28 protein-coding genes, 1 tRNA gene, 1 pseudogene and 1 riboswitch are annotated in these 26,947 nt (G+C 69.3%); of the genes and pseudogenes, 15 read left to right on the plus strand and 15 right to left on the minus strand.

Annotated elements, in window-relative coordinates; all coding sequences use genetic code 11:
- Nucleotides 1-215: 215 nt before the first annotated feature.
- A complete protein-coding gene (locus tag K6K41_RS21490) occupies nt 216-833 on the plus strand; it encodes a glycoside hydrolase family 25 protein (RefSeq protein WP_261402195.1) in 618 nt (205 codons plus the stop codon).
- On the opposite strand, the gene K6K41_RS21495 is transcribed toward K6K41_RS21490, so the two are convergent.
- Nucleotides 830-1,474 (minus strand): TetR/AcrR family transcriptional regulator, encoded by a 645-nt coding sequence (locus K6K41_RS21495; RefSeq protein WP_261402196.1) that lies wholly within the window; start codon nt 1,472-1,474, stop codon nt 830-832. The genes K6K41_RS21490 and K6K41_RS21495 overlap by 4 nt on opposite strands.
- 38 nt (nt 1,475-1,512) lie before the next feature.
- Between K6K41_RS21495 and K6K41_RS21500 the strand changes: the two genes are divergently transcribed.
- Both K6K41_RS21500 and K6K41_RS21505 read left to right on the plus strand, forming a co-directional pair.
- Entirely contained in the window at nt 1,513-1,962 is a 450-nt protein-coding gene (locus K6K41_RS21500) for an ABA4-like family protein (protein WP_261402197.1), read from the plus strand.
- Nucleotides 1,959-2,798, plus strand: coding sequence for a hypothetical protein (locus K6K41_RS21505; protein WP_261402198.1), 840 nt, complete (start codon nt 1,959-1,961; stop codon nt 2,796-2,798). Before K6K41_RS21500 ends, K6K41_RS21505 begins: the two co-directional genes overlap by 4 nt.
- A 141-nt stretch (nt 2,799-2,939) precedes the next feature.
- Here the strand turns inward: K6K41_RS21505 and bfr are convergent, their stop codons facing one another.
- Both bfr and K6K41_RS21515 read right to left on the minus strand, forming a co-directional pair.
- Nucleotides 2,940-3,425, minus strand: a complete 486-nt coding sequence (gene bfr / locus K6K41_RS21510; RefSeq protein ID WP_261402199.1) for a bacterioferritin — start codon at nt 3,423-3,425, stop codon at nt 2,940-2,942.
- Between the two features lie 150 nt (nt 3,426-3,575).
- Nucleotides 3,576-3,890 carry a (2Fe-2S)-binding protein gene (locus K6K41_RS21515; protein ID WP_261402200.1) on the minus strand — a complete coding sequence of 105 codons (315 nt, stop codon included), beginning with the start codon at nt 3,888-3,890 and terminating at the stop codon, nt 3,576-3,578.
- Nucleotides 3,891-4,180: 290 nt separating this feature from the next.
- On the opposite strand from K6K41_RS21515, the gene hisS reads away from it, so the two are divergent.
- Entirely contained in the window at nt 4,181-5,659 is a 1,479-nt protein-coding gene (hisS, locus tag K6K41_RS21520) for a histidine--tRNA ligase (RefSeq protein WP_261402201.1), read from the plus strand.
- A 223-nt stretch (nt 5,660-5,882) separates the two neighbouring features.
- Here the strand turns inward: hisS and K6K41_RS21525 are convergent, their stop codons facing one another.
- The gene (locus K6K41_RS21525; protein ID WP_261402202.1) at nt 5,883-6,119 is read right to left on the minus strand and encodes an Lrp/AsnC family transcriptional regulator; all 237 of its coding nucleotides are present in this window, start codon (nt 6,117-6,119) and stop codon (nt 5,883-5,885) included.
- A gap of 118 nt (nt 6,120-6,237) precedes the next feature.
- Between K6K41_RS21525 and K6K41_RS21530 the strand changes: the two genes are divergently transcribed.
- A complete protein-coding gene (locus K6K41_RS21530) occupies nt 6,238-6,765 on the plus strand; it encodes a flavin reductase (RefSeq protein WP_261402203.1) in 528 nt (175 codons plus the stop codon).
- 4 nt (nt 6,766-6,769) lie between these two features.
- On the opposite strand, the gene glpK is transcribed toward K6K41_RS21530, so the two are convergent.
- Complete coding sequence (glpK, locus tag K6K41_RS21535; protein ID WP_261402204.1) at nt 6,770-8,260, minus strand: glycerol kinase GlpK; 1,491 nt, start codon at nt 8,258-8,260, stop codon at nt 6,770-6,772.
- A gap of 74 nt (nt 8,261-8,334) precedes the next feature.
- Nucleotides 8,335-9,819, minus strand: a complete 1,485-nt coding sequence (glpD, locus tag K6K41_RS21540; RefSeq protein ID WP_261402205.1) for a glycerol-3-phosphate dehydrogenase — start codon at nt 9,817-9,819, stop codon at nt 8,335-8,337.
- 286 nt (nt 9,820-10,105) lie between these two features.
- Between glpD and K6K41_RS21545 the strand changes: the two genes are divergently transcribed.
- From K6K41_RS21545 to K6K41_RS21560, 4 genes are all read left to right on the plus strand, one after another.
- On the plus strand, nt 10,106-10,567 hold the full coding sequence (locus tag K6K41_RS21545; RefSeq protein ID WP_261402206.1) for a MipA/OmpV family protein: 462 nt from the start codon (nt 10,106-10,108) through the stop codon (nt 10,565-10,567).
- Nucleotides 10,568-10,598: 31 nt separating this feature from the next.
- Entirely contained in the window at nt 10,599-10,931 is a 333-nt protein-coding gene (locus K6K41_RS21550) for a MipA/OmpV family protein (protein WP_261405807.1), read from the plus strand.
- Between the two features lie 128 nt (nt 10,932-11,059).
- Nucleotides 11,060-12,013, plus strand: coding sequence for a hypothetical protein (locus K6K41_RS21555; protein ID WP_261402207.1), 954 nt, complete (start codon nt 11,060-11,062; stop codon nt 12,011-12,013).
- A gap of 147 nt (nt 12,014-12,160) precedes the next feature.
- The gene (locus K6K41_RS21560; protein WP_261402208.1) at nt 12,161-12,349 is read left to right on the plus strand and encodes a hypothetical protein; all 189 of its coding nucleotides are present in this window, start codon (nt 12,161-12,163) and stop codon (nt 12,347-12,349) included.
- Nucleotides 12,350-12,428: 79 nt separating this feature from the next.
- Here K6K41_RS21560 and cobF read toward each other — a convergent pair.
- Nucleotides 12,429-13,207 (minus strand): annotated as a pseudogene (gene cobF, locus K6K41_RS21565) (precorrin-6A synthase (deacetylating)).
- 168 nt (nt 13,208-13,375) lie between these two features.
- A riboswitch (cobalamin riboswitch) is annotated at nt 13,376-13,622 on the plus strand.
- Between the two features lie 168 nt (nt 13,623-13,790).
- On the opposite strand from cobF, the gene K6K41_RS21570 reads away from it, so the two are divergent.
- The 5 genes from K6K41_RS21570 (at nt 13,791) to K6K41_RS21590 (ending at nt 17,446) form a co-directional block, all read left to right on the plus strand.
- Nucleotides 13,791-15,503, plus strand: coding sequence for a TonB-dependent receptor plug domain-containing protein (locus tag K6K41_RS21570; protein WP_261402209.1), 1,713 nt, complete (start codon nt 13,791-13,793; stop codon nt 15,501-15,503).
- On the plus strand, nt 15,500-16,024 hold the full coding sequence (locus K6K41_RS21575) for a TonB-dependent receptor (RefSeq protein WP_261402210.1): 525 nt from the start codon (nt 15,500-15,502) through the stop codon (nt 16,022-16,024). The genes K6K41_RS21570 and K6K41_RS21575 overlap by 4 nt, the downstream gene beginning before the upstream one ends.
- A 206-nt stretch (nt 16,025-16,230) precedes the next feature.
- Complete coding sequence (locus K6K41_RS21580; protein WP_261402211.1) at nt 16,231-16,932, plus strand: hypothetical protein; 702 nt, start codon at nt 16,231-16,233, stop codon at nt 16,930-16,932.
- The gene (locus tag K6K41_RS21585; RefSeq protein ID WP_261402212.1) at nt 16,926-17,075 is read left to right on the plus strand and encodes a hypothetical protein; all 150 of its coding nucleotides are present in this window, start codon (nt 16,926-16,928) and stop codon (nt 17,073-17,075) included. Before K6K41_RS21580 ends, K6K41_RS21585 begins: the two co-directional genes overlap by 7 nt.
- Nucleotides 17,072-17,446, plus strand: a complete 375-nt coding sequence (locus K6K41_RS21590) for a hypothetical protein (RefSeq protein ID WP_261402213.1) — start codon at nt 17,072-17,074, stop codon at nt 17,444-17,446. Before K6K41_RS21585 ends, K6K41_RS21590 begins: the two co-directional genes overlap by 4 nt.
- Before the next feature lie 131 nt (nt 17,447-17,577).
- Here the strand turns inward: K6K41_RS21590 and K6K41_RS21595 are convergent, their stop codons facing one another.
- The 5 genes from K6K41_RS21595 to K6K41_RS21615 all read right to left on the minus strand — a co-directional run bounded on the left by K6K41_RS21595 (nt 17,578) and on the right by K6K41_RS21615 (nt 20,724).
- The gene (locus K6K41_RS21595; RefSeq protein WP_261402214.1) at nt 17,578-18,087 is read right to left on the minus strand and encodes an FAD-binding oxidoreductase; all 510 of its coding nucleotides are present in this window, start codon (nt 18,085-18,087) and stop codon (nt 17,578-17,580) included.
- A gap of 282 nt (nt 18,088-18,369) precedes the next feature.
- Nucleotides 18,370-19,074 (minus strand): FAD-binding oxidoreductase, encoded by a 705-nt coding sequence (locus tag K6K41_RS21600; RefSeq protein ID WP_261402215.1) that lies wholly within the window; start codon nt 19,072-19,074, stop codon nt 18,370-18,372.
- A gap of 360 nt (nt 19,075-19,434) precedes the next feature.
- Nucleotides 19,435-19,511, minus strand: a tRNA-His gene (locus K6K41_RS21605).
- Between the two features lie 206 nt (nt 19,512-19,717).
- Nucleotides 19,718-20,200: a phasin gene (locus tag K6K41_RS21610; protein ID WP_261402216.1), complete on the minus strand. Its 483-nt coding sequence runs from the start codon at nt 20,198-20,200 to the stop codon at nt 19,718-19,720.
- Between the two features lie 197 nt (nt 20,201-20,397).
- Nucleotides 20,398-20,724 (minus strand): phasin family protein, encoded by a 327-nt coding sequence (locus K6K41_RS21615; RefSeq protein WP_261402217.1) that lies wholly within the window; start codon nt 20,722-20,724, stop codon nt 20,398-20,400.
- A 340-nt stretch (nt 20,725-21,064) separates the two neighbouring features.
- Between K6K41_RS21615 and K6K41_RS21620 the strand changes: the two genes are divergently transcribed.
- The gene (locus K6K41_RS21620; protein ID WP_261402218.1) at nt 21,065-23,857 is read left to right on the plus strand and encodes a sensor histidine kinase; all 2,793 of its coding nucleotides are present in this window, start codon (nt 21,065-21,067) and stop codon (nt 23,855-23,857) included.
- A 124-nt stretch (nt 23,858-23,981) separates the two neighbouring features.
- Here K6K41_RS21620 and K6K41_RS21625 read toward each other — a convergent pair whose 3' ends face one another.
- From K6K41_RS21625 to K6K41_RS21635, 3 genes are all read right to left on the minus strand, one after another.
- Nucleotides 23,982-24,860: an aldolase/citrate lyase family protein gene (locus K6K41_RS21625; protein ID WP_261402219.1), complete on the minus strand. Its 879-nt coding sequence runs from the start codon at nt 24,858-24,860 to the stop codon at nt 23,982-23,984.
- Nucleotides 24,861-25,254: 394 nt separating this feature from the next.
- On the minus strand, nt 25,255-26,382 hold the full coding sequence (locus K6K41_RS21630) for a TIGR03364 family FAD-dependent oxidoreductase (RefSeq protein WP_261402220.1): 1,128 nt from the start codon (nt 26,380-26,382) through the stop codon (nt 25,255-25,257).
- A gap of 79 nt (nt 26,383-26,461) precedes the next feature.
- The gene (locus K6K41_RS21635; RefSeq protein WP_261402221.1) at nt 26,462-26,932 is read right to left on the minus strand and encodes a hypothetical protein; all 471 of its coding nucleotides are present in this window, start codon (nt 26,930-26,932) and stop codon (nt 26,462-26,464) included.
- Nucleotides 26,933-26,947 lie beyond the last annotated feature (15 nt).

Genomic DNA, 26,947 nt, shown 5'->3' on the forward strand with positions numbered 1-26,947 from the left:
ATTGCGCGCGTTGGAGCGGCGAGGCGGAAAGGGTCGCGCCTGATATAGCGACGGCGGGGCGGGACGTCATCCGGGCATGCGGAACGGAATTCGCGCGCTTCGAGACGCCCGCTGACGCGGGCTCCTCGAGCATGAGGATCGTTGAGTTCCGCAAACCTGCCTCATGCTGAGGAGGCCCGACGGGCCGTCTCGAAGCGCGCACCATCGGAGCGACCATGTTCGACGGCGTGATCGACCTCTCGCACCACAACCATGTGGCCGACTGGACCGCCGTGCGCAGGGCTGGGATCGTCGCCGTGATCCACAAGGCCACCGAGGGCGCGACGTTCCGTGACCCGAGGTTCCGCGAGCGGCGCGAGGCCGCGCGGGCCGCGGGCCTGCTGTGGGGCTCCTATCACTATTCGAGCGGCGTCGAGGTGGCGGCGCAGGTCGAGAACTATCTCGCCTACGCCGATCCTCAGCCCGACGAACTCGTCTGCCTCGACTGGGAGGAGAGCACGGCCGGCGCCGACATGAGCCTCGCGCAGGCCGAAGAGTTCGTGGCGCTGGTCGAGGCGCGGATCGGGCGGCCTCCGGTGGTCTATGGCGGCCGCCACCTGCGCGAGACGCTTGCGGGCGTCGAGGCGTCGCCGCTGGCGCGCTGTCGGCTCTGGTACGCGCGCTTCAGCGATGCGCCGCGGGGCGTGCCGGCGCTGTGGGCGCGCTGGACGCTCTGGCAGCACACGGACGGCGCTTCGGGCGCCGAGCCGCGCGAGGTCGACGGGATCGGCCCCTGCGATCGCGACGCCTTCGACGGGACGGAGGACGAACTCCGCGCGCGCTGGCCGTTCTAAAGATCAAGCCGCCCGATCACCGCGCCGAGCATCGCGTCGGCGGCGCCTTGCGGGTCGGGCCCAAACGCTCCGTCGAGCGCGAGCCTCGCGAAGCCGTGGACGGCCGCCCACGCCGCGATCGTCCGCGGGTCGCGCGGGCCCTCGCACTGTTCCGCCGCCTCGCCGCGAATGGCCTCGTCGAGCAGCACGAAGGCCCGGCGGGCGGCGGCGTGATAGGCCTCGTCTGAGGTGTCGATCCGCGCTTTCCGCCACATCACGTCGAACCGCGCGGGCTCGGCGATGGCGAACGCCACATAGGCGCGCGCCTGGGCGTCGAGACGGGCGCGACGGGCGGCCTCGTCTCCCGCGGGCATGGGATGTGCGGCGTTCGCGGCGACGAGCGCCTCGCAAAGTCCCTCGAAGCCGAGCCGCGCCACGGCGGTGAGCAGACCTCGGGCGTCGCCGAAATGGTGCTGGGGCGCGGCGGCGGACACGCCGGCCCGGCGCGCCGCCTCGCGCAGCGAAAACCCGTCCACGCCACGCTCGGCGATCACCTCTTCGGCCGCGCGCACCAGCGCCGCGCGGAGGTCGCCATGATGGTAGCCCTCACGCTTCTGCGAGGTCACCGCCGGAGTCTTGACAGTGTAAAGATTATCGCTCATGGTCATCTGTACGATGTAAAGATAATGGATGGCAAGCCATGCTCACCCCTGACGACGTCTTCGCAGCCTCCAACTCCATCGCGCTTGTCGGCTGGCTCGCGCTCGGCCTTTCGGCCTTCTTGGCCCGCATCCGGCCCACGGTCTGGATCTCGACCGGGATCGCGGTTCCGGCGCTCTTCGCCGTCGCCTATCTCGGTTCGCTGATCGCGGGTCTGGCCGGCGGCGCGTCGGGCGGCTTCGGGTCGATCGACGAGGTGCGGGCTCTGTTCCAGAACGACCATGCGCTGACCGCCGGCTGGATCCACTACCTCGCCTTCGACCTCATCGTCGGCACGCTGATCGCCCGCGACGCCGCGCGCGCCGGAACGCCCGCGATCCTGGTTCCGCCGACCCTCGCCTTGACGTTCCTGTTCGGTCCGGTGGGGCTGCTGACCTATGTCATCATCCGCATCGGCCAGGGCGGGCGCCTGCAGGAGAGCCTGTCATGAGCGCCGCCGCCACGTTCGACGCCGCCGCGATCCGCAGCGCCTCGCCGATCGCGGAGCTTCGGGAGCGCCAGCCGGCGCTCGCCGCGGCGGGGTTTGCGTTCCTCGCGCTGTTCGCCGTCGCCTCGGCGCTTCAGCTGTTCGACGGACGGACGCTCGACGGCGTCTCGGTCTGGACCAAGCCCGCGAAGTTCTTCCTGTCGACGGGCGTGTTCCTGCTCACCTCCGCCTGGTTCTTTGGCTATGTCCGGCCCGACCGTCGAGACGCTCCGGCGTTGCGCTGGAGCGTGCGGATCGTCATCGCCGCGGGCGTGTTCGAGCTCGGCTACATCACGCTTCAGGCGGGGCTCGGCGAACGGTCGCATTTCAACCGCGCCGACGCCGCGCATTTCTGGCTCTATGGGGCGATGGGCGCGGCCGCGCTGACGATGCTCCTGACCAAGATCCCGCTCGCGCTCGAGATCTGGCGGCGTCCTGTTCGCGGGCTCGACCCGACGCTCAGGCTCGCGGTCGTGGCGGGGATCGCGCTCACGGTCGTGCTCGGGGCGCTGTCCGGCTTGTATATGAGCCAGCAATATGGGGCAGGGCACAATGTCGGCGCGGTCGGCGGCGCGACGCCCCTGTTCGGCTGGAACCGGGCGGGCGGCGACCTCCGGGTCGCGCATTTCTTCGGCATGCATGGCGAGCAGCTTCTGCCCGTCGTCGCCGCCTTGACGACGGGCGCGTTCGGGGCGCTCGGATCGCGGCGGTTGGTCATCGCCGCGGGCGTCGCGATCGCGGCGATCACCGTCGCGGTGTTCGCGCAGGCGGTGATGGGTCAGGCCTTTCCGTTGGGGTGAGCCCAGACGTCGCCCTCTCCGCCGTCATGCCCGCGAAGACGCGGGCATGACGGCTGAGGGTCCAGCGCTCCCAAACAAAAACGGCCGGAGGTCACCCTCCGGCCGTTCGTCATTCCGCAAAGCCCGAAGGCTCAGGAAAACTCAGTCTTCGCCGCCGACGTGGCCGACATGCTTCTGGGCGTAGAGCTGCTCGCCGAGCTGGGCCACGAGGTTGAGCTGCGTCTCGAGGAAGTCGATGTGGCCTTCCTCGTCGGTCATCAGCTCCTCGAAGAGATTCTTCGACGGCAGGTCGCCGATGTCCTGGCAATAGAGCGCCGCCTCGCGATAAAGCGCGCGGGCCTCGAGCTCGGCCGCGAGGTCGCATTCGAGGATTTCCTTGACGCTCTGGCCGATCCGCAGCGGGTCGAGCACCTGCATGTTCGGGAAGCCCTCGAGGAAGATGATGCGCGTTACGAACTTGTCCGCGTGCTCCATCTCCTCGATCGACTCTTTGCGCCACTTCTTGGCGAGCTCGAGATAGCCCCAGTCGTCCAGCAGGCGGTAATGCAGCCAGTACTGGTTGATCGCGGTCATCTCGGAGCGGAGGCCGCGGTTGAGATATTCGATGACTTTCGCGTCGCCCTTCATGGCAAGCTCCCTCGCGGCGTCGCCGCCGCCGTCCCAAAACCTAGAATGCTTCTAAACTAGGTGGCGGCCACGAGCAAGCCAACCCCGAAACGCATTCCTTGGAAGCGTTATAGGGGCAGGAACGCGGATGACAGTCGGAAAACGCCGCGGTCAGCCCGCGCGGCGGCGGTCGATCGTCGCGACCTCGACGACGTCGTCGACGAAGTCCAGCACCTCGCCGACGCCATGCGTCACGGCGGGGCAGGCGGCAGGGCACGTTCCGCAAGCCGAAGCCTCGTCGGTGCGCGGCTGCAGACCCTTGATGTCGGCGAGCATGGCCCGGATCGTGCGCGCGCAGCGCCCGCATTGCGGGCTGCAGCCGAGGCAGCGATAGACCTGACCGGGCGTCTGAGGCTTGGCCTCGACGTCGCCGATCGTCGTCCGAATCTGGGCGTCGCTCAGTACGTTACAGGAGCAGACGATCATTGGGCGTCCAACGGTGGTGTCTGACGTCTCTCGAATGCAGATTAGAATAGCTATAAACTACTGATCCAACTGCATTTTATTGATACCGGCGGAGGCGTCCCGCGTCAATGTCGGGGGCGTCGTCCCACAACTTCCCCACGGTAGGTGGGTGTTTTTGCAACGCCCCGCAACCGTGCGCTTCCCCATCCTCCTTCGGACCTCAGGCTTTCGCGCGAAGCTGATTTTCTCTAGGAGCAGCCGGGCAGGGGCCGTCGTGGCCCCGGCGGCTTTCCAGAATCCGGACGTTTTCGATGGCTTCTCGCTCAGACCTTATCGCGCCGCGTTCGCCGCGCGGATTCGCCGACCGCGGCGCGGCCGAGCTGAAAGCCGTGCGCGAGATGGCCGAGGCGATCCGCGCGACCTATGAGCTCTGGGGCTTCGAGGGGCTGGAGACGCCGGTGTTTGAATACACCGACGCGCTCGGCAAGTTCCTGCCGGACCAGGACCGTCCGAACGCCGGCGTGTTTTCGCTTCAGGACGACGACCAGCAGTGGATGTCGCTTCGCTACGACCTCACCGCGCCGCTCGCGCGCTTCGTGGCGGAGAACTTTCAGCGGTTGCCGAAGCCCTATCGCAGCTATCGCTTCGGGCCGGTGTTCCGCAACGAGAAGCCGGGCCCGGGCCGCTTCCGCCAGTTCCTGCAGTTTGACGCCGACATCGTGGGCGCGCCGAACGTCACGGCGGACGCCGAGATGTGCATGATGATGGCCGACACGCTGGAGGCCGTGGGCGTCAAGCGCGGCGACTACGTCATCAAGGTCAACAACCGCAAGATCCTCGACGGCGTCATGGAGGCGATCGGCCTCGGCGGCGAGGAGAACGCGGGTCGCCGGCTGACGGTGCTGCGCGCGATCGACAAGCTCGACCGGCTGGGGCCGGACGGGGTGCGGGCGCTGCTGGGCGCCGGCCGCAAGGACGAGAGCGGGGATTTCACTAAGGGCGCGGGGCTCGATGAGGCGGCGGCGAGCCGCGTGCTGTCGATCCTCGAGGCAAAGCGCGGCTCGAACGAGGAGACGGCCGCGGCGCTCGCGGAAGCCTTCGCCGAGACCGCGACCGGCCGCGAAGGCGCCGAAGAACTGGCGACGATCGCCAAGCTCGTCGATGCGGCGGGCTACTCAGGCCGCGTCTCGGTCGATCCGGCGGTGGTGCGCGGCCTCGAATACTACACCGGCCCGGTCTACGAGGCCGAGCTTACCTTCACCGTCCACGACGACGAGGACCGCCCGATCCAGTTCGGTTCTGTGGGCGGCGGTGGGCGTTATGACGGGCTGGTCGGCCGCTTCATGGCCGAGAACGTTCCCGCCACGGGCTTCTCCATCGGCGTCTCGCGCCTGCTCGCCGCGCTCTCGGCGCTGAAGGGCGAGGAGGAGACCCGGGCGGACGGCCCGGTCGTGGTGCTCGTCATGGACCGGGACCGCATCGGCGACTCGATGGCCCAGGCCAAGCGCCTGCGCGACGCCGGGATCACGGCCGAGGTCTATCTCGGCGGCTCGGGCATGAAGGCGCAGATGAAATACGCCGACCGGCGCCGCTCCCCCTGCGTCGTCATCCAGGGCTCGGACGAGCGCGAGAAGGGCGAGGTGACGCTGAAGGACCTCGTCGCAGGCGCCGCCGCCGCCAAGGCGATCGCCGACCGCGCCGAATGGACCGAGAGCCGCCCCGCGCAGGTGACGGTGGCGGAGGACCGGCTCGTCGAGGAAGTGAAGGCGATCCTCGCCCGGCAGGCGTGAGGCGAGCCGCCTTTCTTGTCCCGGACTTGATCCGGGACCCAGAACCGACGCGCTTTCGAAATCTGGGCGGACCGGCTCGGTTCTGGATCCCGGCTCTTCGGCCGGGATGAGGGGCGCCGCGCCGACGCTCCTCATGCTGAGGAGCGGCCCGACCGGGCTGCGTCTCGAAGCACGCGGTTCGGTTCCGAGCCCGGATTCAGTCTGCGGAGAGAGCGCGAAAGCCTCAGAACGCCTTGTAGGTCACGAGCGTGTAGGTGTCGCGGACGCCGTCGATCGCGTGGACGTTCTCGCCGATGAAGTGGCCGACGTCGACGCCGTCCTCGACATGGTACTTCACGATCAGGTCGTAGTCGCCCGCGGTCGAATAGATCTCCGAATGCAGCTCTTGATCGGCGAGCATTTCCGCGACCTCGTAGGTGCGGCCGAGTTCGCATTTGATCTGGACGAAGAAGGTCTGCATGGCGGGGTCGTCTTCGGTTCGCGATGGCGGTGATTCCGCGGCCGGATTAACTGGGCCACAACCGCGCTCATGCCATGTTGGGCGCGCAAAGTCGCGACGTCACGTTGAAGGCGGATCGATGAAGACGAAAATCGCCGTGACCGAACCCTCGCCGGAGGCCGAACGCTTCCGGGAAGCGATGTCGCGCATCGCCGCCACCGTCCATGTCGTGACGACCGATGGGCCGGCGGGACGCCACGGCGCCACCGCGACCTCGGTGGTCAGCCTCACCGACCAGCCGCCGACGCTCGTCGTCTGCCTCAACCTGTCGAGCCGCAGCCACCGCATCGCGAGCCAGAACGGCATCGTGGCCGTGAACGCGCTCTCGGCCGACCAGGAGGACATCGCCCGGGCGTTCTCGCGCTCGTCGGGCGGCGCGGGCGACGACCGCTTCGCCCATGGCGAATGGGCGCCGCTCATCACCGGCGCGCCGACGCTCGCACATGCGCTCGCGGTGTTCGACGGGCGCATCGTCTCCGAGATCGTGGTGGGCACCCACGCCGCCATGGTGGTGCAGCTCGAGGCGGTCCGCTTCGCCAAGGGGCCGACCGACGGGCTGTCCTATCACCGCCGCCGCTATCGCCCCTATTCGGGCGCGGCCGGCTGAGGCCTCACCGGCTCTTCACGCGCCCGACTGCGTCCGCCCATCCCGCGAGCTTGCGGCGGCGCGTCTCGGCGTCCATCGCGGGCGAGAACCGCCGTTCGAGCCGCCAGGCTTTCGCGAACTCCGCAGGCTCCGGACAAACTCCCGCCGCAAGCCCCGCGAGATAGGCGGCGCCGAGCGCCGTGGTCTCGCGGATTTCCGGCCTGTCGACCTCGACGTCGAGGATGTCGGCGAGGAACTGCATGGTCCAGTCGCTCGCGACCATGCCGCCGTCGACGCGCAGCGCGCGGCCGACCTCGCCGCGCGGCCAGTCCGCCCGCATCGCGTCCATGAGATCGGCGGTCTGGTAGCCGACGCTTTCGAGCGTCGCGCGGGCGATTTCGGCCTGTCCGGTCCCGCGCGTCAGTCCGATCAGCGCGGCGCGCGCCTCCGGGTCCCAATGCGGCGCGCCGAGGCCGACGAAGGCCGGCACGAGATAGACGTCCTGTTCGGGATCGGCCGCCTTCGCCAGCGCCTCGGTCTCGCTCGCCTCGCGCACGAGCTTCAGCCCGTCGCGCAGCCACTGCACGGCCGCGCCGGCGACGAAGATCGCGCCTTCGAGCGCGAAGGTCCTCCGCCCGCCGAGCTGCAGCGCGACGGTCGTCAGCAGCTTGTTGTCCGAGAACACCGGAGCGTCGCCGGTGTGGAGCAGCGCGAAGGCGCCGGTGCCGTAGGTGACCTTCGCCATTCCGGGCTCGAAACAGGCCTGGCCGGCGGTGGCGGCCTGCTGGTCGCCGGCGACGCCCAGGATTCTGATCGGGCCGCCGAAAAGGCCCGGAAGCGTCTCGCCGAACGAGCCGGAGGAGTCGCGGATCTCCGGCAGTAGTGCGGCCGGCACGCCGAACCGTTCGCACAGGCGCTCGTCGAAGCGGCCCTCGGTCACTTCGTAGAGCAGGGTGCGGCAGGCGTTGGTGGCGTCGGTCGCGTGGACCGCCCCGCCAGTGAGCCGCCAGATCAGGAAGGCGTCGACTGTGCCGAAGGCGAGGTCGCCCGCCTGCGCCCGCTCGCGGGCGCCGTCCGTCTCGTCCAGCAGCCAGCCGAGCTTCGTGGCGGAAAAGTAGGGGTCGAGCACGAGGCCGGTGCGCGCTGTGACCTCGGGTTCGTCGCCCGCCTCGCGCATCGTCGCGCAGATCGCGGCCGTGCGCCGGTCCTGCCACACGATGGCGTTGGCGGCCGCCTTGCCGGTGCGCCGGTCCCACAGCACGGTCGTCTCGCGCTGGTTGGCGATCCCGATCCCTGCGACGTCGGCAGCCGTGAGGCCCGCGCGCGCCATGGCCTCGGAGACGGTCGCGACGGTCGTCGCCCAGAGGTCTTCCGGGTCGTGCTCCACCCATCCGGGCTTCGGGAAGATCTGGCGGAATTCGCGGCTTGCGGTCGCGACAGGGCGCAGTCTGGCGTCGAACACGATCGCCCGCGTCGAGGTCGTGCCCTGGTCGATCGCGACGATATGGTCCGCCATGGCGCCGGAGCTTTCCCGTCGAAGGCCTGGCCCGCAACCGAAACCTTAGGGCAAGGCCGCCGCCCGAGCCGTCGTCACACGTCCCCTCCGGGCATGAACCGGGCGAGCGTCTCGCGCTCCTCGGCGCTGAAGCGCAGGCCGAGCTTGGTGCGCCGCCACAGCACGTCCTCGGCGGTCTCGGCCCATTCGCGCGCGACGAGGTAGCGGACCTCGCGCTCGGAGAGATCGGCGCCGAACACATAGCCGAGCGCCCGCGCGCTCGTCGCGCCGTCGAGAATGTCCCAGGCCCGCGACCCATAGGTGCGGGCGAGGCGGCTCGCGAGGGCTTCGGAGAGATAAGGGTGATGGGCGGCCAGGCGGTCGGCGAGCGGCTCGGCCGCCGGCACGCCGCCGCCCGGCAGCGGCGACCGGCCGGTCCATCGGCCGGGCGGGATCGACATCGCCGGCGCGAGCTTGTCGAGCGCGGCCTCGGCGAGGCGGCGATAGGTGGTGAGCTTGCCGCCATAGATCGTGAGCAGGGGAGGGCGGCCCTCGCCGGCTTCGAGTTCGAGCGCGTAGTCGCGGCTCGCCTTCTGCGCGGCGCCGTCGCCGCCGGCGTGGAGCGCGCGCACGCCCGAAAACGCCCAGACGACGTCCTCGCGCCGGACCCCTGCGCGAAAGACGTCGCTCGCCGCCTCGCACAGATATTCGATCTCGGCCTCGCTCGGCTCGACGTGATCGGGCGCGCCGTCGTGATCGACGTCGGTGGTGCCGATCAGGGTGAAATCGTCCTCATAGGGAATCGCGAACACGACGCGCCCGTCGCGTTGCTGGAGCAGATAGGCGCGGTCGTGCTCGAACAGGCGCGGCGTGACGATGTGGCTGCCGCGCACGAGCCGGACGTCGGCGGCGGCGTTGGCGCGGAGCGACCCTTGCGCGACGGCCGGAACCCAGGGGCCGGCCGCGTTGACGAGGCCGCGGGCGCGGATCGTCGAGCGCCCCTGCGGGCCGTCGAGCGTGACGCGCCAGACGCCGCCTGTCCGCTCCGCCGCGACGCAGGCGGTGCGCGTCGCGATCGTCGCGCCGCGTTCGGCCGCGTCCATCGCGTTCAGCACCACGAGCCGCGCGTCGTCGACCCAGCAGTCGGAATATTCGAAGGCGCGGCCGTCGGGCGAGCGCAGCGACGCGCCTGCGTCGTCCCTGGCGAGGTCGATCGACCGCGAGCCCGAAAGCGTCCGCCGGCCGCCGAGGCTGTCATAGACGAACAGCCCCAGCCGGATGATCGGCCAGGCCCGCAGTCCGGGCCGATGCGGCAGCACGAATCGCATCGGCCGCACGATGTGGGGCGCGATCCGCAGCAGCGCCTCGCGCTCGGCGAGCGCCTCGCGCACGAGGCGGAACTCCATGGTCTCGAGATATCTCAGGCCGCCATGGGCGAGCTTGGTCGAGGCGGACGACGTGCCGGAGCCGAGGTCGCCCTTCTCGCACAGATGCACGGCGAGGCCGCGGCCGGCGGCGTCGCGCGCGATCCCGCAGCCGTTGACGCCGCCGCCGATGATGGCGAGGTCGTAGAGCTTCATAAGCGGAACATTCGCGCGGTTTGGCCGCGCGGCATTGCGGAAGACGACGTGCTCACGAGGCCCTTATAGCGCGCGCGATCGAAATGGGGCGGGCCGCGAGGGGAAGTGATGCCGCACCATGGCGCAGGCGGTATCGGGGGTGACGAGACCAGGCGTGGCACGATGGCCACGCCTTGCCGGGATCGCCTGTCACGCCATTGCGTTGCAGTGCGAAAACGGGGCAAATGGCTCTCGATTTTCCGGCGGGCTTCAGCCGCGAAAAGTCAGGACAGGGTCGCAGAGTTCCATGGTTTTCCGCGTCGTCGCCACGGTCGTCTCGCTCGCCGCGCTCGGTTCGGCGTCGGCGTTTGCGGCCGACATGCCGGCCATCGACGCGCCTGTGGCCGCCGCCGCCGTGAACGAAGGCTGGATCGTGACCCTCAAGGGCACCGCCGTCGTTCAGCCCGAGTTCGAGGGCGCGGCGAAATACGGCCTGTCCGGCTATCCCGGCCTCAGCATCCGCCGTCCCGGCCAGCCCTGGAAGTTTGGCGCGCCGGACGACGGCTTCGGCTTCGCGGTGATCGACACGCCGTGGTTCCAGATGGGCCCCGTGGCCCGCATCCGCGGCGAGCGCGATTCGAGCGACGTAAAGAAGTTCTTCGGTATGAAGGACATCGACTGGGCGATCGAGCCCGGCGCGTTCGTCGAGGTCTATCCGGTCGACGTGTTCCGCATCCGCGGCGAGCTTCGCCACGGCGTGGGGCCATGAGGGCTTCGTCGGCAACGTCTCGGCCGACTACATCCAGAAGTTCGGCGCCTTCACGGTGTCGCTCGGACCGCGCATGGAGATCGGCGACAGCGACTTCATGAACGAGTATTTCGGCGTCTCGGCGAGCGAAGCCGCGGCCAACGGCCGGATCACGCCGTATAAGGCCAAGGGCGGCGTGAAGTCCGTGGGCGCGGCCGGGGCCGTCACCTATGACGTGAGCGACGCGTGGAGCGTGACCGCGTTCGGCGCCTACAACCGCCTCGTCGGCGAAGCCGCAGACAGCCCGGTGGCCAAGAAGCTCGGCACCAAGGACGCGTTCACGGCGGGCGCGGGCCTGTCCTATTCGTTCGGCGTCGACTGGTAAGCGGCCGAGTCGCGCCAGAAAACGACAAGTCCCTAAAATTCTATTGAATTTTGAAGCGAGGCCGTGAGGGGTCTCGTGCCAGATCTGCGGCGTTGCGGTCTCCATTCGGAGGCCGTGTGGGGGACGCCATGTCGATCAGTCCGATTTCCTCGCAGTCCGATCCTTATTCCTCGCGCACCTCTTCCACGCGGTCGTCGAACGCGGACACGGTCCGCACGTCGAAGACGGAGAGCCGGGACGACGCCTCCGACCGCGCCGCTGCGGCCGCGCAGCGCACCTCCGCCTTGTTCGGCGCGCTCCAGACCCCGACGGTCGGTATCGACCGTGTCTCCAAGCTGATCGCTTCGGCGAAGGCGGCGGCGGTGGCGGCGGCCGCCGAACCCGCGGCGGCGGCCGACGGCGGCGGCGAGAAGGTGAAGTCCGTCGACGAAATGCTGGCGAATGTCGGCTATGTCGAGACCACGCGTACGAGCGCCGCGGCGGCCGTCCAGCCGGAGGCGAGCGCAGCCGCGGCCGTCCCGGCGGCCTCGAGCCCGGCCCAGCAGACCGCTGCGGTCCAGCCCGTCGCCGTCGTCGCGCAGCCGACGATCCAGCCGACGACGCCCGCGCCCGCCCCGGCGATCCTCCAGCCCGTTTCCAGCCAGCCGGCGCCCAGCCAGGCCGAGCCGAGCCCGGCGACGCCTGCGCCTGTGGCGACGGTCCCCGCCGAACCGGTCGTCGAGCCCGCGGACGAAACGCCGGCTCCCATCGTCGCGGTGACGATCCCGACGCCTCAGCCCGCGCCTGCGCCGAGCGAGCCCGCGGCGGCCCCGGTCGCCGTCGCCCCGGCGCCTGTGGCTGCGAGCCCGGAACCGGCCCCGGCTCCGACGGAGCCCGTCGCCGCGCAGCCGGCCCCGGCCGCGCCCGCTCCGACGCCTGCGGCTCCGGCGCAGACCTCGCCTGCGCCGTCGTCCCCGTCCACGACGCCGACGACGCAGACCGGCTCGAGCTCGTCGACGGGCTCCTCGTCTTCGTCCGGCTCCACCCCGCCGTCCGGCGGATTGGGCGCCGTGATCGGGTCGCTGTTCAACCGACGCGTCTGAGCTCTCCGCTCTTGACGGCCGCGTGACGCTTCCGCAACAGAAGCGGAGCCACGCGGCCGTCGACGCCCGCCTCGCGTTGACAACGCGTTAACGCTGATCGTCAATCCTCGGGCGTTGGCGGCCCAGTCGGCCGCCAGGGAGGATGAAATGGCCAGCAAGAGCCCGGTCGCCTATCGCGGCCGCGAGCAGTCCGCTTTCCCGGCGGACGCGGCTGTCGCGCACAACGACGCCGAACCGTTCCCGACCCGCGAAGTTCATGTCGAGCTGAGCCTGCGAGCCCGGGTCGCGCCGCGGACTGCGGAGCCGGTGAAGAAGCGGGCCGCCGCGGCGAGCTGACCGCCGACACGGTTTCGACGACGCCATTCGCGCGAGATGCGAAGCGCGCCCGCACGGCGGTCGACGTCCTGCGGACGGGTCAGTCGGACGTTTTGTCCGCAACCGTCGGACGGCGCAACAGATAGCTGTCCATGATCCAGCCGTGAGCCGCGCGGGCCTCGGCCCTGACGCGCTCGATCTCGCCGGCGACGTCGTCGAGTTTTCCCGCGATCAGGATCTCGTCCGGCGTGCCGACATAGGCGCCCCAGTAGATGTCGACGTCGTCTTCGCGGAGCCGCCTGAAGGCGTTTTCGGCGTCGAGCATCACCACCACGCTGTCGACCCCGTCCGGAAACCGCTCGGCCAGACGTCGCCCGGGCGTGATCGTGACCGCGCGGCCGATCGCGTTCAGCGTCGTGCGGTGCCGTGCGGTCAGCGCCTGGACGCTGGTGATCCCGGGGATCACGTCCCAGTCGAGATCATGGCGTCCCGACGCCGCGATCGCTTCGACGAGCCGGATCGTGCTGTCGTAAAGCGAAGGGTCGCCCCAGACGAGGAAGGCCCGCATTCGCCGTCCCTGAGCTCCGCTGCGATGAGACGCTCGAACACCGCCTGTTTGCGCGCGTTGAGATCGGCGACGGCCGCGAGATAGTCGCCCTCGCGCTCCCGCTCGGGGTTGGCCGCGTCCACGAAGCGATAGGCGCGCTCGCCCATGTGCCGCGCGCAGATCTTCTTCCGCAGCGCGTTGAGCTTCTCCTTGGCCGGGCCCTTGTCCATCAGGAAGACGACGTCGACCTGGCTCAGCGCCTTCACGGCCTGGATGGTGAGATGGTCGGGGTCGCCCGCGCCGATGCCGATGATCTTGATCGTCTTGGGCATGCGCCCTCCCGCACCGCCGTCCGGCGTGTCGAAGCGCGACTGGTAGCGGCTCGGGCCGCAAAGCGCGAGATCCGATGGACGGTTCGATCACGGCTGCGCGAACGCCGTAAGTCCGATTGCGAAGACGATCGCGGACAGCTAGCGTCGCCTCTGTCTTCGGCTCGCGCCGAAGGCTTCGATCACGTCGGCGCTTCGAAAGAAGCTTAATTGGGAACTCGGTGAGAGCGACGTGTCGCTCAATTCCGAGGCTGTCCCTGCAACTGTAAGCGGCGAGTTCGATGCGCGTTGGAAGCGGGGCGAGGCCCTGAGCTTCCGGCCACTGGAAGGGATCCGCGAGTCGGAGCCGATCCGGGAAGGCCAGCGCGTCGGGCCGTGACCCGCGAGCCAGGAGACCTGCCGGCGTCCGATCGCTTGCCGCGGCCCAGGGGATGGCCGGGGCGCGGCTTCGTCCGTCTGAGCGACAACGGTGCGGCGGGGGCCGCATCGGTTCGTTCTGGCGGGCCCATGCGCCGATCCGCCCGAAACGCGCCGACCGTGATCCACGGAGTCCCCCGCTCGAGTCGCAAGGCGCGGGGACGACGCGATGAACTTCGGCATGACCTTGCGTGCGGCGGGCGCCTTGTCGGCCGCCCTCGGACTGGTCGCGCCGGCGTTCGCCCAGAGCGCGGAGGACGCCGAAGAGGCGACGCAGCTCGAGACCATCACGGTCGTGGGCGACGAGCCGAAGCTGAAGGACGTCCAGTCGCCGGGCGAGGTCTCGGTCGTCTATCCCGACGACGTGAAGGGCGAGCACAAGTCTCTGCCCGACCTGCTGGACCAGATCCCCGGCGTCTATGCGCGCCGGGTGGCGGGCACCGGCCAGTACACCACCGCCAGCATCCGCGGCTCCTCGCCCAGCCAGGTGAACATCTACATCGACGGCGTGCCGTACAACACGGCGAGCGAGGCCGCGACCGACATCTCCACGATCCCGATGTCGAACGTCGAACGGGTCGAGGTCTATCGCGGCACGACGCCGGCCCGGTTTTCCGGAGCTCCGCTCGGCGGCGCGATCAACATCGTGACGAAGCGGCCGGACCAGGCGCGCTCGAGCGCCTCGGCGGGCGGGCGCTCCTTCGGCGGCGGCAGGCTTCGGCAGCGTCACCGCCCCGCTTGCCGGCGGCACGCTGCTCATCGGCGTCGACGGCGAGAAGAGCACGGGCGATTTCGACTACACGAAATACGCCGTCAGTCGCTGGACCGGATCGTCTATTCGGACGGCACCACCTATGCGCAGCGCAATCCGAACTCGCAGCGCCCGACCGACCGCACCCGCCTCAACAACGACTACGAGAAGGCCAACGGCCTCCTGAAGTGGCAGAACGAGACCGTCTTCGCGAAGTGGTCCTACAACGCCATGGAGCGCTTCATGCCGACGGCGGTCGATCTCGGCGCGCTTCGGTGGGAGGACGTCAAGGATCCGCCGATCACGGGCGTCGACAGCGAGCGCCGCCGTCAGCGCGTCAGCGAACACAACGGCGCCTTCGGCTGGCGCGACACGTTCGGCGACCTCACCGTCGGCGCGACCGGCACCTTCATGGACCAGTCGAAACGCTACCGGAACCTCGACATGGTCGGGTTCCAGGGCGTCGGCGCGATCTGGTCGGACTACCGCACGCGCCGCTACGGGATCTCGGGCGACGCGGCCTACGAACTCGGCAAGGACTGGGCGCTCGGCCACCGGCTGGAAGTGCGGGCCGAGCAGCTCTGGGAGACGCTCTACGCCGATGCGAGCGACCGCGAGGGCAGCGATCTGCTGACCCGCTTTCCCCGCCGGCGCAGCACGATCCAGGCGCAGGACACGATCACGGTCCGTCCGCTCGGCGACCTCGAGGTCACGCCCGTCGGCCGCCTCGAAAAGCTCGACGGTCCGGTCCTCGGCAGCCGCCTGTCGCCGCTCGGCGGCGCCTCCGGCGACTACGGCTGGAAGCCGAGCTGGAGCCTCAGCGCCAAGAAGCGCCTGTTCGACGGCTGGGAGGTGTTCGCGAACACGGGCACGTACAACCGCTACCCGAGCTTCTACGAGATCTACGGAGACGGCGTTTACGTCTCGCCCGACCTCGACAGCACGAAGAAGGCCCGCCAGCTCAAGCGCGAGCACGGGACGAATTTCGACTCGGGGTTCGGCTGGACCGGCGCGCTCTGCGGCGACTGGAAGGGCGGTTTCCGCCTCACCTATTTCCAGCGCCGGAGAACGCCATCACATTCTACCAGACGCCCGCCGGCGCGAGATACGTCAACTCTGGCACGACATTGACGCGGGGCCTGGAGTTCGAGGGGAACCTCGCCTTCGGCGACCGGGCCGACCTTCATCTCGCCGGCACGCTGCAGGACGGCCGCTACGTCAAGGGCACCTATTATTTCTTCGGCGGGACCGACGCGCGCGTCGTCGACGGCAAGCTCCGCGTCCTGCGCAATCCGGACTTTAGCGCCAACGCCCGCCTCAACGTCCACTTCCTCGAGGGCGCGCTCACGACCTTCGCCGAGCTTCGTTACGTGGGCCGCGTCTACCACGCGCAGTTCGCGCGGGAGAAGCAGGCCTATGAGGAGCCGCTCACCACGATCGATCTCGGATCGCACTATCGGTTCGAGAACGGCCTCAAGATCTCTGGCGGCGTCACCGACATCTTCAATCGCGGTCCGAAGCAGAGGTTTTCGGGACTTCTGCTGCATCAGGACCCGACGACGTCAGAGCCAAAGTACTGGGATCTGCGACCGAACGTCTATTACCCGCAGCAAGGCCGCACGGTCTACGCGACCGCGACGATGACGTTCTGACGGCGAACGATTTTTCACATGGAGAGCATAAACATGACTGAAGTCTCGCTTCACGCCTCTCGCCGGACGGAGGGCGGACCGCTCAAGGCCCTCGTCGCAAGCGGGCTCGCGGCGCTCTGCCTCGCCGCCGCGCCGTCCGCAAGCGCCCAGGACGCCACGGCTACGCCGCCTACACGGTCTACACCTACAATGGCGGCCCGCAGGGCATGGCCGGCCGCATCCGCGACGACGGAAGCGCCGTCACCGTCATCCGCAATCTGCGCACCGGCCTCGGCGGCGATCCGATCGTCGAGGGCGTGGTTCCGGCCGACGGCAAGTTCCGCATCGCGGTGACCGACCGCGTCTCGGCGCCGGGCGCGATCCCGCCCACATACATCTACAACGCCGCGCCCGCCACGAACCCGCTGCCGAGCGCGAGCCCGACCTGGTCGAACGTGCGCAACATGTCCGGGCTCGTCCGCCTCGGCAAATATCTCTACGCGCTCGACTACGACAACGCCCGCGTGGTCGAGATCGCGAAGGGAACCTTCGCCGAGACGGGCGTCACCTATTCGCTTCCCGCGCGCCTCACCCCGGAGGGCTTCGCCGCCCGCGGCCAGGCGATCGTCGTCGTGAACGACACGCTCTACGTGCTGTTCGCCTTCCCCGACGGCTCGTTCTCGAACTACGCCGACAGCCTGCTGGCGCGCTTCACCGTCAAGGGCGGCAAGTCGATCACGCTGAAGGAGGGCGATTACAACGCCGGCCTCGTGAAGAACGCCTTCGCGATCGCGGCGAACGGCTCGGACCTCTACGTCGCCGGCATCGGCGGCTCGCAGGGCGGCGGCAGCTACAGCAAGGCCTCGCGCCTCCAGAGGATCGCGGCGACGCCGCGGACCTCTCGACCGCCAAGGTCAAGAACGTGCTGAAGCCCTCCAAGGATCGCCCCTACGATATCCGCGACATCAGCTTCAAGGGCTCGACCGCCTATGTCCTGCTCGGCGCCTATGACGCCAACTTCACGATGACGGGCAGCTCGTCAGCACGACGAACTTCGAGAACTTCAAGGTGATCAACGACTTCAGCGCCGGCGCGCCGGGCTATTTCTGGGCGGCGCAGTATGTGCCGGACAACGACCGGATCTATTTCGGACGCGGCAGCGAGATCCTCGTCTACGACGCCTCGAAGACGAAGACGCCCGCCGCCACGCTGACGCTCAATCCGGGCAGCCTGATCTCGTCGGGCGACCCGTACGACAACATCAACGACTTCGCTTATGTGGGAGCGAAAGGCGGCGTCACGACGCTGCGCGGCTACCGCTCGCCGGTCCAGGCCTCTGCGACCCCGATCGGGCAGGCCTCGCGCGCCGTCTCGAACGGCAAGCCGGAGCTGAGCCCCGCCGAGCGGGCGCAGGTCGAGCGGCTGCTGTCGGGCGGCAAGTGACGCAAACGTCGGGCGGCGCAGGCCGCCTCTGACGCCCTGAGCACAGGCGCGGCCGCCGCAGGCCGCGCCTCGAAGGGCCAAGCCGAAGACGCTTCGCCTCGCGACGCGGCCCCGACTTCGCCCGCCGGGCCTTACGCCGGCGACAGCGGGATGCTCTGCTCGAACCGGAACAGATTTTCGGGGTCGTAGTGACGCTTCACCGTGCTCAGCCTCGCAAGGTTGTCGCCGTAATAGGCCTGCCGCCAGTCCTTCAGCGTCCGGTCGGGGAAGTTCACATAGGACCGCGGAAGCACGAAGCGCTGCATGTCGGCGAAATAGTCGTCGAGCCAGCGGGCCTGCTTCTCCACCAGATCCGGCGGATCGAGCGGCGACCATGCCCGCTCCATCTCGAAGATGAAGTTGGAGCCGCGGTGCGCATAGGCGGTCTCGTCAGGCTTTTTGTCGCCGACCGCGCCGCCGATCGCGAACAGAATGCCCATGTTCGATTGCGCGATCGAGCCGCCGGGCCATTTCGTCATCCAGGACAACGACGCCTCCAGGGCGTCGGCGGCCAGTTGCTCCCGCACCATGCTCGAGCGGACGTCGAAGAACCCTTCCGGGTCGTCGGTCACCAGATAGTCGCGCGCCTCCCAGTAGCTCATCTGCTTGATGTAGGCGCGCGCCGGCGCGCGCTGGCGAAACAGCGGCTGGATCAGCTCGCGGAAGGCGCTTTCCTCTCCGTAGAACAGGCCGAGCGTCTGCGCGGCGAGCTGATCGAGCCCGGGGAACGGCCCCGCCCGTCCGGCCGCGACTTTGCTGCGTGGAGATGTCGCGCGCGTTCTTGAGCTGCAGATCCTGCAGCGCGAGCATCATCTCGACCTGCTTCTGCGCCGGCCAGACGATGTTGAAGACCGTCACGTTCCCGACCGGCACCAGGCGATAGGTCAGGCTCGTGTTGATCCCGAAGTTCCCGCCGCCGGAACCGCGCAGCGCCCAGAACAGGTCGGGATTGGTCTCGGCGCTTGCGGTGAGAGGCTCCAGATTCGCCGGGACGAGGTGGTCGACAGCAGTCTGTCGCAGGTCAGGCCCGCATGGGTGCTGGCGAAGCCCCAGCCGCCGCCGAGCGTCAGGCCGGTGACGCCGACGGTCGGGCAGCGGCCCGAGGGAATCGCGAACGGATAGGCGCTCGCGACGTCCGCCACGTCCTGATTGGTGGCGCCGCCCTGCACGGTGAGGGTCTGGTCGCCGAGATTGACGCTGACCCGGCGCAGCGCGCGCATGTCGATCAGCAAGCCCGGCGTCGTGGAGTAGCCCGCATAGGAGTGGCCGCCCGAGCGGACCGCGAACACCTCGCGATTGTCGCGCGCCCAGCGCAGGCACCGCACGACGTCGCTATCTGAGGCGCACAGCGCGATGGCGCGCGGCAGCACGTGGTCGTAGCGCGCATTGTTGGACCGGGCGCTGTAGCGGTACGCATAATCGTCGGGCAGCAGAAGCCGGCCCTGCATGTCGCGAGCGAGCGCCAAAAGGCCGCCATCGCCGGAGCCGATCACGAACTGCGCGAGAGCTGCGTTCGGAGCTGCGGAGACCGTCGCGCCCGCTGCGAGTCCGGCGCCGATGAAACCGCGCCGGGAAAATGACGTCGCCATCGCTGACACCCGAGAGACTGAGGGGAGGGGTTGCTCGCCGGGGTGGTGATGCTCCCCGCTTCTCACCCGGCGGACGCGCGAATCCTCTCGCGATTTGAGCGGTCGTCGACCGCAAGCGCAAGAGGCCGGAGGCGCACAGGCCGGGTTTCGCGGCGCTTCCGCCGGAGATCGTGGGGATGGCGCCGGCGTCGGCGCGAGGGCGTCATCCCGGCCGTTCCAACGACCGGCAGGCGCGCGCATGTGTCGGGAGCGGACGCTCCCGGCGCGTCTTCGGCGCTCGCGCCGACGCGGGAAACCCGGCCGTGAGCCTCGCGGGGGCTCGATGAAATGGAGTTTCTTCGGGGGTTCCCAAAGGAAGATTGGTACCGCCACCCCGGCTTGAACGGGGGACCTCTAGATCCACAATCTAGCGCTCTAACCAACTGAGCTATGGCGGCGTGGGAGCGTCTGCGCGGGCGCAAGGCCCACGGGAAGCGCGGCGGAACCTATGTGAAGGGGCGCCGCGAAGCAAGCGCCTCGGATCGGTTTTTGACCGCCGGAAAAATCCAGCCTGCGAACACGACGACGCCCGGGCCGCGTTGTGGCGGCTCGGGCGTCGAAAAGCTTGGCTTGACGGCCGCTTAGCGCGGCCGCTCGGGGCCCGTCACTGCGACTGGGCGAAGCGCGCGGTCTTGGAGGCGAGATCCTGGAAGGGCTTTGTGCCGTCCGTGGCCGCCTTCTGGGCGAGCGACGACAGCTCCTTGGCCTGGCCCGACAGGACCTCGAACTGCTGACGCGCGAACGACGTCTGCAGCTCGATCGCCTGGCTGACCGACTTCGCGCCGATCAGGGCCTGCAGGAAGTCGAAATGCGCGTTGACGTTCGAGCGGGTCAGCTCGACCGACTTGCGCGAAAACTCCTTGTAGCCCTTCGACGAGGTCGCAAGGGCGTCCTCGAAGGCGTCCGAGGTCTCTTCGGCGGCGGCCTTCCAGCGCGCGTAGCCGTCCTTGGCCTGCTGGACGGACTTTTCGGCGAGCTCGCGGACGGGCGCAGGCACGTCGGCGGCGATCTTGGACGCGGTCGCGAGGGTCTCTTCGACGGCTTCGTCGGACTTGGCGGCGGCGGTCTTGGGGGCGGTCGTGGCCATGGGTCTCACCTCTATGGGTCGGGCGGCGGACTTTTGGACATTAAGGCAGGCGCCGCGTTCCGCCGGACACGCACGGGCCTGCCTTGCACAGCGGATCCGAACGCCAAACCCATCGGAACGCCGCGTCTCAACCTTGTGTGCAGTGCAACATAATGTTGCGCTGCACTTGGATCAACCCCATGGCGAACATCAAAGCATCATTTCGTGTCAGGCCTGCGACCCGCCACGGCCCCCATCTCCTTCATCTGCTTGGTGAGGGTGTCGATTTGCGCCCGGGCGAATTCCGACTGAATCTTGAGCACTTCGTCGATCGTGGTGGCGCGCACCAGCTTCTGCGCATAGGCGAAGCTCGCCGCCATGTTCTGCTCGGCGAAACTGACCGCGGCGCCGGCGACGGCGCGGACGTTGGTCTGCGCGGTGTTCGCCTGAGTCTCCATGGTGTTGGAGGCTTTGTAGGCCGCGTCGAGGAAGCCGTCGAACGCCTTGCGGGCCTGTTCGACGCTCTTGTCCGCGAAATCGCGCATCTCGTTCGGAATTTCGTATCCGCCGTCCGCAGAACCCCTGCTGGCCATCGTCGACACCCCTCTAAAATCCCGACCGTTCGAGCCGAAACGCGCGACCGAGGAGCGCGGAGCCGAGGTCGTGAGCCTTGGTTAACAGCGGGGCCGGGCCTGCGCAAACCTGCTTTCGGCGCATGCAGCCCAGGGTCGCGTCCTGCGGCCCGGTCCCGCGTTAACTCTGCCGCGCGATGGCGGGGGACGAACGCGCCGCATCCGTGGACGCAAGGCCGCCCGGCCGATAATTAAGCTTTCATTAACCGATCTCGGACGCCCGCGTGGTTTTGCGGGAATTTCAAGGATCGCGATGTCGACCGGCACGCCTCCAGACGCCATGACGACCGAAGCCGGCACGCTCGCGCAGGAGAGCGCGGGCCGTCCCGCTTTCGTGATCGACGCCGACGGCGCCGTGGTGTGGGCCGGCCCGCTCGCCCGCAGGCTCATCGACGCCGGCGGCCTCGAGAGCGCCTCGGCCGCGACGCTCGTTCGGCTTGCCGCCTCCGGCGCCGCCACCATGGCGCGGCTGCGCTTCGGCGCGCTCGGCCGGGCGGCGCCGCTCGTCGTGCGGACGCGGCCGGCGGTTCTCGACGAGGGGCGGACGGTGCTCGTCGTCGAGGCGCTGAGCGAGATCGACCCGACGGTCGAATTCGAGCTCGACGATCCGGACGCCGGCGACGAGCCCGCCGTGACGGCGCCCGACGCGTCGGTTGGGCGGGCGGAAGTCGAAGTCCGGGCTGTCGACGCCCCTCCCGTGGACGACGCGCCAGAGCCCAACGAATCCAACGCCGAGCCCGAGCCCGAGCCCCTCACTGCGGCTGCTGAAGTCGAAGCTCCGGCGGCCTTCCAAGCGCCGGCGGACGAGGACCTCGCTGGCGTGCGCTTCGTGTTCGAGATCGACGCGGACGGACGGCTGGGCTTCCTGTCGCCGGACCTTGCGGATGCGGTCGGCCCGTCGGCCTCCGCGGCCGTCGGGCGGCTGTGGCGCGAGACCGCCCGCGCGCTGGCGCTCGATCCCGACGGCGCGGTCGAGCGGTCGCGGGAGGCCGGAGAGGGCTGGAGCGACGTTTCGATCGCCTGGCCGCTCGAGGACGGCCGCCGTCTGCCGCTCAGCCTCTCGGCGCTGCCGATGTATGACCGCGACCGCGCGCTCGTCGGCTTCCGGGGCCTCGGCCGCGCCGCATCGGCGCCGGTCGCGGAGCCCCAGGAGCCCGTCGTCTCGCCGGACGAGGAGGCCGCAGTGTCTCCCGGATTTTCGGAAGGCGCTTCGGTCGAGGCCATCGAGGCCGGTATGGCGTCGCAGGACGCCGAACTCGCCGTTCTCGACGATCTGGAGAGCGCCGCCGGTCCGGCCGAGCCTCAGGGTCCGGACGAGTCGGCCGTCGCCGAAGACGTCGCCGTCGCCGAAGAGCCCCCCATTTCGGATGAGGCGGTGGTCTCCGATCCGCCGCCGGTCGCCCGGCTGCTCGGGCGCAACGTCGTCACGCTGCGCGAGACCGCGCCGCCGCTGCTGACGACCAGCGAGGAGAGCGCCTTCGACGAGATCGCCCGGCGCCTGCGCGACGTCGGCGTGCGCACCTCCTCGTCTCCCTATGGCGACGACGGGGAGCAGGCGCCCTGGACCATCAACGACGTCGAGGCCCGTCTTGCGGTCGGCGCGCGGGCCGACGAGCTGCTGCGCCTGCTCGACCGCCTGCCGGCCGGCGCGCTCGCCCTGAAGCGCGGCGCGGTGGTCTACGCCAACCGCCACGCGCTCGAACTGCTCGGCCATCCGGACCTGACGAGCCTCGCCGAGCGCGACGCCGGCACGCTCTTCGCCGAACCGCTGCCGCGCGAGGACGACGCGGCCCCGGCGGCGCTGCGGCTGGTCGCGAGCGACGGGGCGGAGGTCGAGGCGGAGGCGCGGCTCTCCGCGATCTTCTGGGAGGGCGAGCCCGCCACGCTCGTCTCGCTCAAGCGCGCCGAGGGCGCGAGCGCGGCGGCCCGCGAGGCGATCGAGCGCGAGAAGGAGACCGCGGCGATCCTCGACACCGCGACCGACGGCGTGCTGACGCTCGACGGCGCGGGTCGGATCCTGAGCGCGAACCGCAGCGCCGAGGCGTTGTTCGGCTTCGAGGCGCAGGAGGTGATCGGAAGCCTCTTCACGCTCTCGCTCGCGCCGGAAAGCCGCAAGGCGGCGTTCGACTATCTCGACCGCATGCGCGCCAACGGCGTGGCCGCCGTCATGAACGACGGCCGCGAGGTGCTGGGCCTCGTGCGGCAGGGCGGCGCGATCCCGCTCTACATGACGATCGGGCGGATCGGCGCGCATGAGAGCGACCGCTTTTGCGCGGTCCTGCGCGACGTCACTCCCTGGAAGAAGGCGGAAGAGGAGCTCCTCGCGGCCAAGCGCCAGGCAGAGCGGGCGAGCGCGCAGAAGAGCGAGTTCCTCACCAAGGTCAGCCACGAGATCCGCACGCCGCTCAACGCCATCATCGGCTTCGCCGAGGTGATGATGGAGGAGCGCTTCGGCCCCGTCGGAAGCCCGCGCTACAAGGACTATCTGCGCGACATCCACGTCTCGGGCGGCCATCTCGTCGGCCTCGTCAACGACCTCGTCGACATCGCCCGCATCGAGTCCGGCGGGATCAAGCTCGAGCCGTCTCCGGTCGACCTCAACGAGGTCGCGGCCCAGGCGGCGACGCTGCTCCAGCCGCAGGCGAGCCGCGACCACGTCATCATCCGCGTCTCGCAGGCGCGCGGCCTGCCGCCGGTGATGGCGGACCGCCGCTCGGTCCGGCAGATCATGACGACGCTCACCGCCAACGCCGTGAAGCTTAGCCGGCCCGGCGGGCAGGTCATCGTCGCGACGGCGATGACCGATCTCGGACAGGCGGCGATCCGCGTGCGGGACGCCGGCGCCGGCATGTCGAAGCAGGAGGTCGCGGCCGCGCTCGAGCCGTTCCGCCCACTCGGAAGCGGCGGTGAGGCCAAGGGGCTGGCGCTGCCGCTCGCCAAGGCGCTCGCCGAGGCCAACGACGCGGCCTTCACGCTCACCAGCGAGCCGGGGCAGGGGACGCTCGCCGAGGTCGTGTTCCCGGCCGCGAAGGTGCTGGCGGGCTGAAGGCCGTCGCGCCGCCCGTCGTGGAAGGTTCATCCTAAACGCATCGCTCAGGCCAATGGACTGCGGCCGGCCGAACCGCCGGCCGCAGTCCCTGTCGTTCGACGCGCGTCGCCGCTTCCTGCGTTCACGCGCGTGTGGTCATCGCAGGAAGCAGGTGTAGCCCGACCGGGTGTCCTTCCAGCTGTAGGGACCGCACAGGCGCTTGCCCGCCGCCAGCGTGTGCTTGGCGATGTGCGAGATCAGCCGCTCGTACGGCCTGTCTCCCTCGATGTAGCCGGAGAAGTTGCCGATGTCGCCCGAGGCCGCATAGACGGCGTGAACCCCCGGCACCCTCGCGATCGCGGCCGCGTTCTTCACGCCCTCGATGGTCTCGATCATCACGATCAGCACGATGTTGTTGTTGAACGTGTTTCGGTAGCTGACGCCGGCGGGGAGCCACGGAGCGAGCCGCCGCGGTCTGGCTGCCGCCGTTGCTGCGCTTCCCCATCGGCGGAAAATACGTCCACTGCACGACTTCCCGGGCTTCTTCGACCGTGTCGACCGTCGGCACGACCAGAACCATGGCGCCGCCGTCGAGCGCATGCTGGATCTCCCGCTCGTCGGTATAGGCGACGCGGGCTCCGGGCACGGCCTTCCGGCCCGGGCATTGATCCGAGCCCGCATAGGCCCACATCCGCCACGCGTCGCCCCAGTCGACGCCGGAATGCTGCATCTCGGTCCAAGTGAAGTCGGCGTCGCTCTGGCTCGCTATGGAGCAGTAGGTCTCGTTCATCGTCTCCTGGTTCGTCGTGCTGACGGTCGGGCCGATGACGGGCTTGCCTTTGAGCAGTTGCTTCTTGGCTGGGTTCCAGATCAGGCCGCCGGTCGTGTCGTCGAACCGCGGACCGTAGACCCAGGTTTCCGGATCGATGGGGCCTTGGGCCTGAACCGCCTGCCCGCCCGATAAGAGGGTCAACGCGGCGGCTGCGATCGCGGCGGCGATCAACTTGGTGCTGTGACGCATATCCACTTCCTCCCTGTTGTTTTTTATTGAAGGCGCGGCGTTCTGATCGAACCGTCGCCCATGCGGAGTCAGAAAGCGTTCAGGTTTTCCGGCTGATCTCTGGTGTAGGTTCCTTTCATACGCGCCAGAGGCGGTAAATGCTCGGTCTTATTCAAGTCTGGCGTGTAAAATTATGTATCGACGCAGAGGAAAGCCGCATTTCATGTTCGCAGACGCAATATCACGCCTCTGTGAACTGCGTGCGCCACAGGATCACCTTGGCGACATCAGTAAAGGGTCGGTTGCGGGATCTGACAAGAAGAAGTTTTCGCCCTTGGCGGCGAAAAAGCAGAACGGCCGCCGAGCCAATATCTTGCGCGGCTTTCTTTGCGCCGTTCCAGGGACTGCGCCGCCGTCAGCCTTTGCCGAACAGCCCGGCGATCGTCTCCTCCGCGACCGCGAAGGCCGAGCTCGCGCCCGCCGCCGAGGCCGCCACCACGACCCGCACGCGCTCGGACGGCGCGTCCACGATCACCGGCCGCTCGCTCGAGAACGCGTAGGTGCCGATCCAGCGCGAGGTCACCTGCTTCGGGCGCTTGCCCAGAACCGCCTCGAACTCGCCGAGGATCAGGTCGTCGATCGCCTGGGACTGGAATGGGTCCGGCGTCGGGTCGGCCTGCCGGCTGCCTGACACCACGAGCGACCCGTCGGCCGACTGGGAGACGAGGCACACGACGCCGTTCGCCAGGCATTCGGGCTGCTCCGCCTCGAGCCGCGCCCGCAGCGCCGCGACGCCGTCGAGCTCCTCGAAACCGGGAAGGCGCAGGATCGCGAGGTCGCTCGCGACCGCCCCCGGCAGCTCGTAGCCGTCCTCGAGCCGGACGCGCAGCATCTGCGACTTCACCCGCGTCAGTCCCGCGGCGGAGAGGCGCTCGGCGAAGAGCGAACGGAAGTCGTCGCCCGCGCACACCACGGCGGCCTCCGCCGAGATCGGCCCACGCGACGTCGAGACTTCGCCGTCCTCGACGCCGATGACGGCGGTCTCCCACCGGAACGCGACGCCATGCGCCTCCTCGAGCCAGGACGCGATCTTCGCCATGGCGCTGCGGGGTTCGACGCGCAGCTCGTCCGGGCTCCAGAACACGCCGGCGATGTCGCCCTTGAACTGCGGGAACAGCGCGTGGGCGTCGTCGGGCAGGTAGAAGGACGAGCCGGCGCCGCCCTCGGTCGCCGCGAAGGCCTCGAGCGTGGTCGCGGCCTCCGGCCGGCGCGCCACGATCGCGAGGCCCTCATGCTCGATCCGCACGCTCGCCTGCGCGCAGACCTCGGCCCAGACCTCGCGCGAGCGCTTGGCTCGCCGCCACATCTGCCCCGGCGCATGGCCCGCGACGGTGACGAGGCCGGACATGCGCGCCGAAGCGCCGTTTGCGCGCGCGTCGCGATCGATCACGACGACGCGGCGGCCGGCGCGGGCGGCGGCGAGCGCATGGGCGAGGCCCATGACGCCTGCGCCCACCACCGCGAGATCGAAAGTGTCGGCCATTTTCCGTCCGTCCTGCCTCGGCAAGGACGGGACGCTTCCGTCATCGGCGCCGCGACGTCAAGGCGGGGCCTGGGGCCGCCTATCGCAGTTCGACGCGGAACGGCGGCTTGAAGCCGAAGCTCGCGACGGACTTCGACTGGAGCAGACCGAAGTCTCCGAACTCCGTCTCCGTCTTGCAGGCGGCGTTCGGGCCCTTGCGGCGCGACTGGGACATGTTGTGGGTGTAGGCGGCGTCCGGGAACAGGAAGCGGTTCGACTTCAGGGCCGCGACGGCCGGAACCGGGCCAGCTTTCAGATATTCGTCGCCGCTGCAGTCGTTCGAGAAGTAGTAGATCGTCGTGTCCTGGCTGAGGCCAGAGAAGTTCTTGTCTTCGTCGATCTTGAAGCCGAAGCGGGTGAAGGGCGCGAGGAACGTGACCGACTGATAGGACAGCAGCACGGAGTTCACGCCGACGAGCGGCCCGAGCGCCTTGCCATTGTCGTCCACGACCACGGGCTGCTTGACCGTCTGGGCCGACGCCGCCTGCGGCCCGAGGATCGAGGCCGCCAACAACGCGGCCGCCAA

It is taken from the genome of Chenggangzhangella methanolivorans, assembly GCF_019797865.1.
GTDB lineage: Bacteria > Pseudomonadota > Alphaproteobacteria > Rhizobiales > Methylopilaceae > Methylopila > Methylopila methanolivorans.

Bases quoted from the DNA above. Each gene is read 5' to 3' on its own strand.
- hisS (WP_261402201.1), top strand. From the start codon at position 4,181: ATGGCTTCTCGCTCAGACCTTATCGCGCCGCGTTCGCCGCGCGGATTC.
- K6K41_RS21530 (WP_261402203.1), top strand. From the start codon at position 6,238: ATGAAGACGAAAATCGCCGTGACCGAACCCTCGCCGGAGGCCGAACGC.
- K6K41_RS21545 (WP_261402206.1), top strand. From the start codon at position 10,106: ATGGTTTTCCGCGTCGTCGCCACGGTCGTCTCGCTCGCCGCGCTCGGT.
- glpD (WP_261402205.1), bottom strand. From the start codon at position 9,819: ATGAAGCTCTACGACCTCGCCATCATCGGCGGCGGCGTCAACGGCTGC.
- K6K41_RS21610 (WP_261402216.1), bottom strand. From the start codon at position 20,200: ATGGCCACGACCGCCCCCAAGACCGCCGCCGCCAAGTCCGACGAAGCC.
- K6K41_RS21625 (WP_261402219.1), bottom strand. From the start codon at position 24,860: ATGCGTCACAGCACCAAGTTGATCGCCGCCGCGATCGCAGCCGCCGCG.
- K6K41_RS21560 (WP_261402208.1), top strand. From the start codon at position 12,161: ATGGCCAGCAAGAGCCCGGTCGCCTATCGCGGCCGCGAGCAGTCCGCT.
- K6K41_RS21630 (WP_261402220.1), bottom strand. From the start codon at position 26,382: ATGGCCGACACTTTCGATCTCGCGGTGGTGGGCGCAGGCGTCATGGGC.
- K6K41_RS21580 (WP_261402211.1), top strand. From the start codon at position 16,231: ATGGCCGGCCGCATCCGCGACGACGGAAGCGCCGTCACCGTCATCCGC.
- K6K41_RS21615 (WP_261402217.1), bottom strand. From the start codon at position 20,724: ATGCGCGATTTCGCGGACAAGAGCGTCGAACAGGCCCGCAAGGCGTTC.
- K6K41_RS21525 (WP_261402202.1), bottom strand. From the start codon at position 6,119: ATGCAGACCTTCTTCGTCCAGATCAAATGCGAACTCGGCCGCACCTAC.
- K6K41_RS21570 (WP_261402209.1), top strand. From the start codon at position 13,791: ATGAACTTCGGCATGACCTTGCGTGCGGCGGGCGCCTTGTCGGCCGCC.
- K6K41_RS21620 (WP_261402218.1), top strand. From the start codon at position 21,065: ATGTCGACCGGCACGCCTCCAGACGCCATGACGACCGAAGCCGGCACG.
- K6K41_RS21555 (WP_261402207.1), top strand. From the start codon at position 11,060: ATGTCGATCAGTCCGATTTCCTCGCAGTCCGATCCTTATTCCTCGCGC.
- K6K41_RS21595 (WP_261402214.1), bottom strand. From the start codon at position 18,087: ATGAGCTACTGGGAGGCGCGCGACTATCTGGTGACCGACGACCCGGAA.
- K6K41_RS21500 (WP_261402197.1), top strand. From the start codon at position 1,513: ATGCTCACCCCTGACGACGTCTTCGCAGCCTCCAACTCCATCGCGCTT.
- K6K41_RS21495 (WP_261402196.1), bottom strand. From the start codon at position 1,474: ATGAGCGATAATCTTTACACTGTCAAGACTCCGGCGGTGACCTCGCAG.
- bfr (WP_261402199.1), bottom strand. From the start codon at position 3,425: ATGAAGGGCGACGCGAAAGTCATCGAATATCTCAACCGCGGCCTCCGC.
- K6K41_RS21600 (WP_261402215.1), bottom strand. From the start codon at position 19,074: ATGGCGACGTCATTTTCCCGGCGCGGTTTCATCGGCGCCGGACTCGCA.
- glpK (WP_261402204.1), bottom strand. From the start codon at position 8,260: ATGGCGGACCATATCGTCGCGATCGACCAGGGCACGACCTCGACGCGG.
- K6K41_RS21505 (WP_261402198.1), top strand. From the start codon at position 1,959: ATGAGCGCCGCCGCCACGTTCGACGCCGCCGCGATCCGCAGCGCCTCG.
- K6K41_RS21490 (WP_261402195.1), top strand. From the start codon at position 216: ATGTTCGACGGCGTGATCGACCTCTCGCACCACAACCATGTGGCCGAC.
- K6K41_RS21515 (WP_261402200.1), bottom strand. From the start codon at position 3,890: ATGATCGTCTGCTCCTGTAACGTACTGAGCGACGCCCAGATTCGGACG.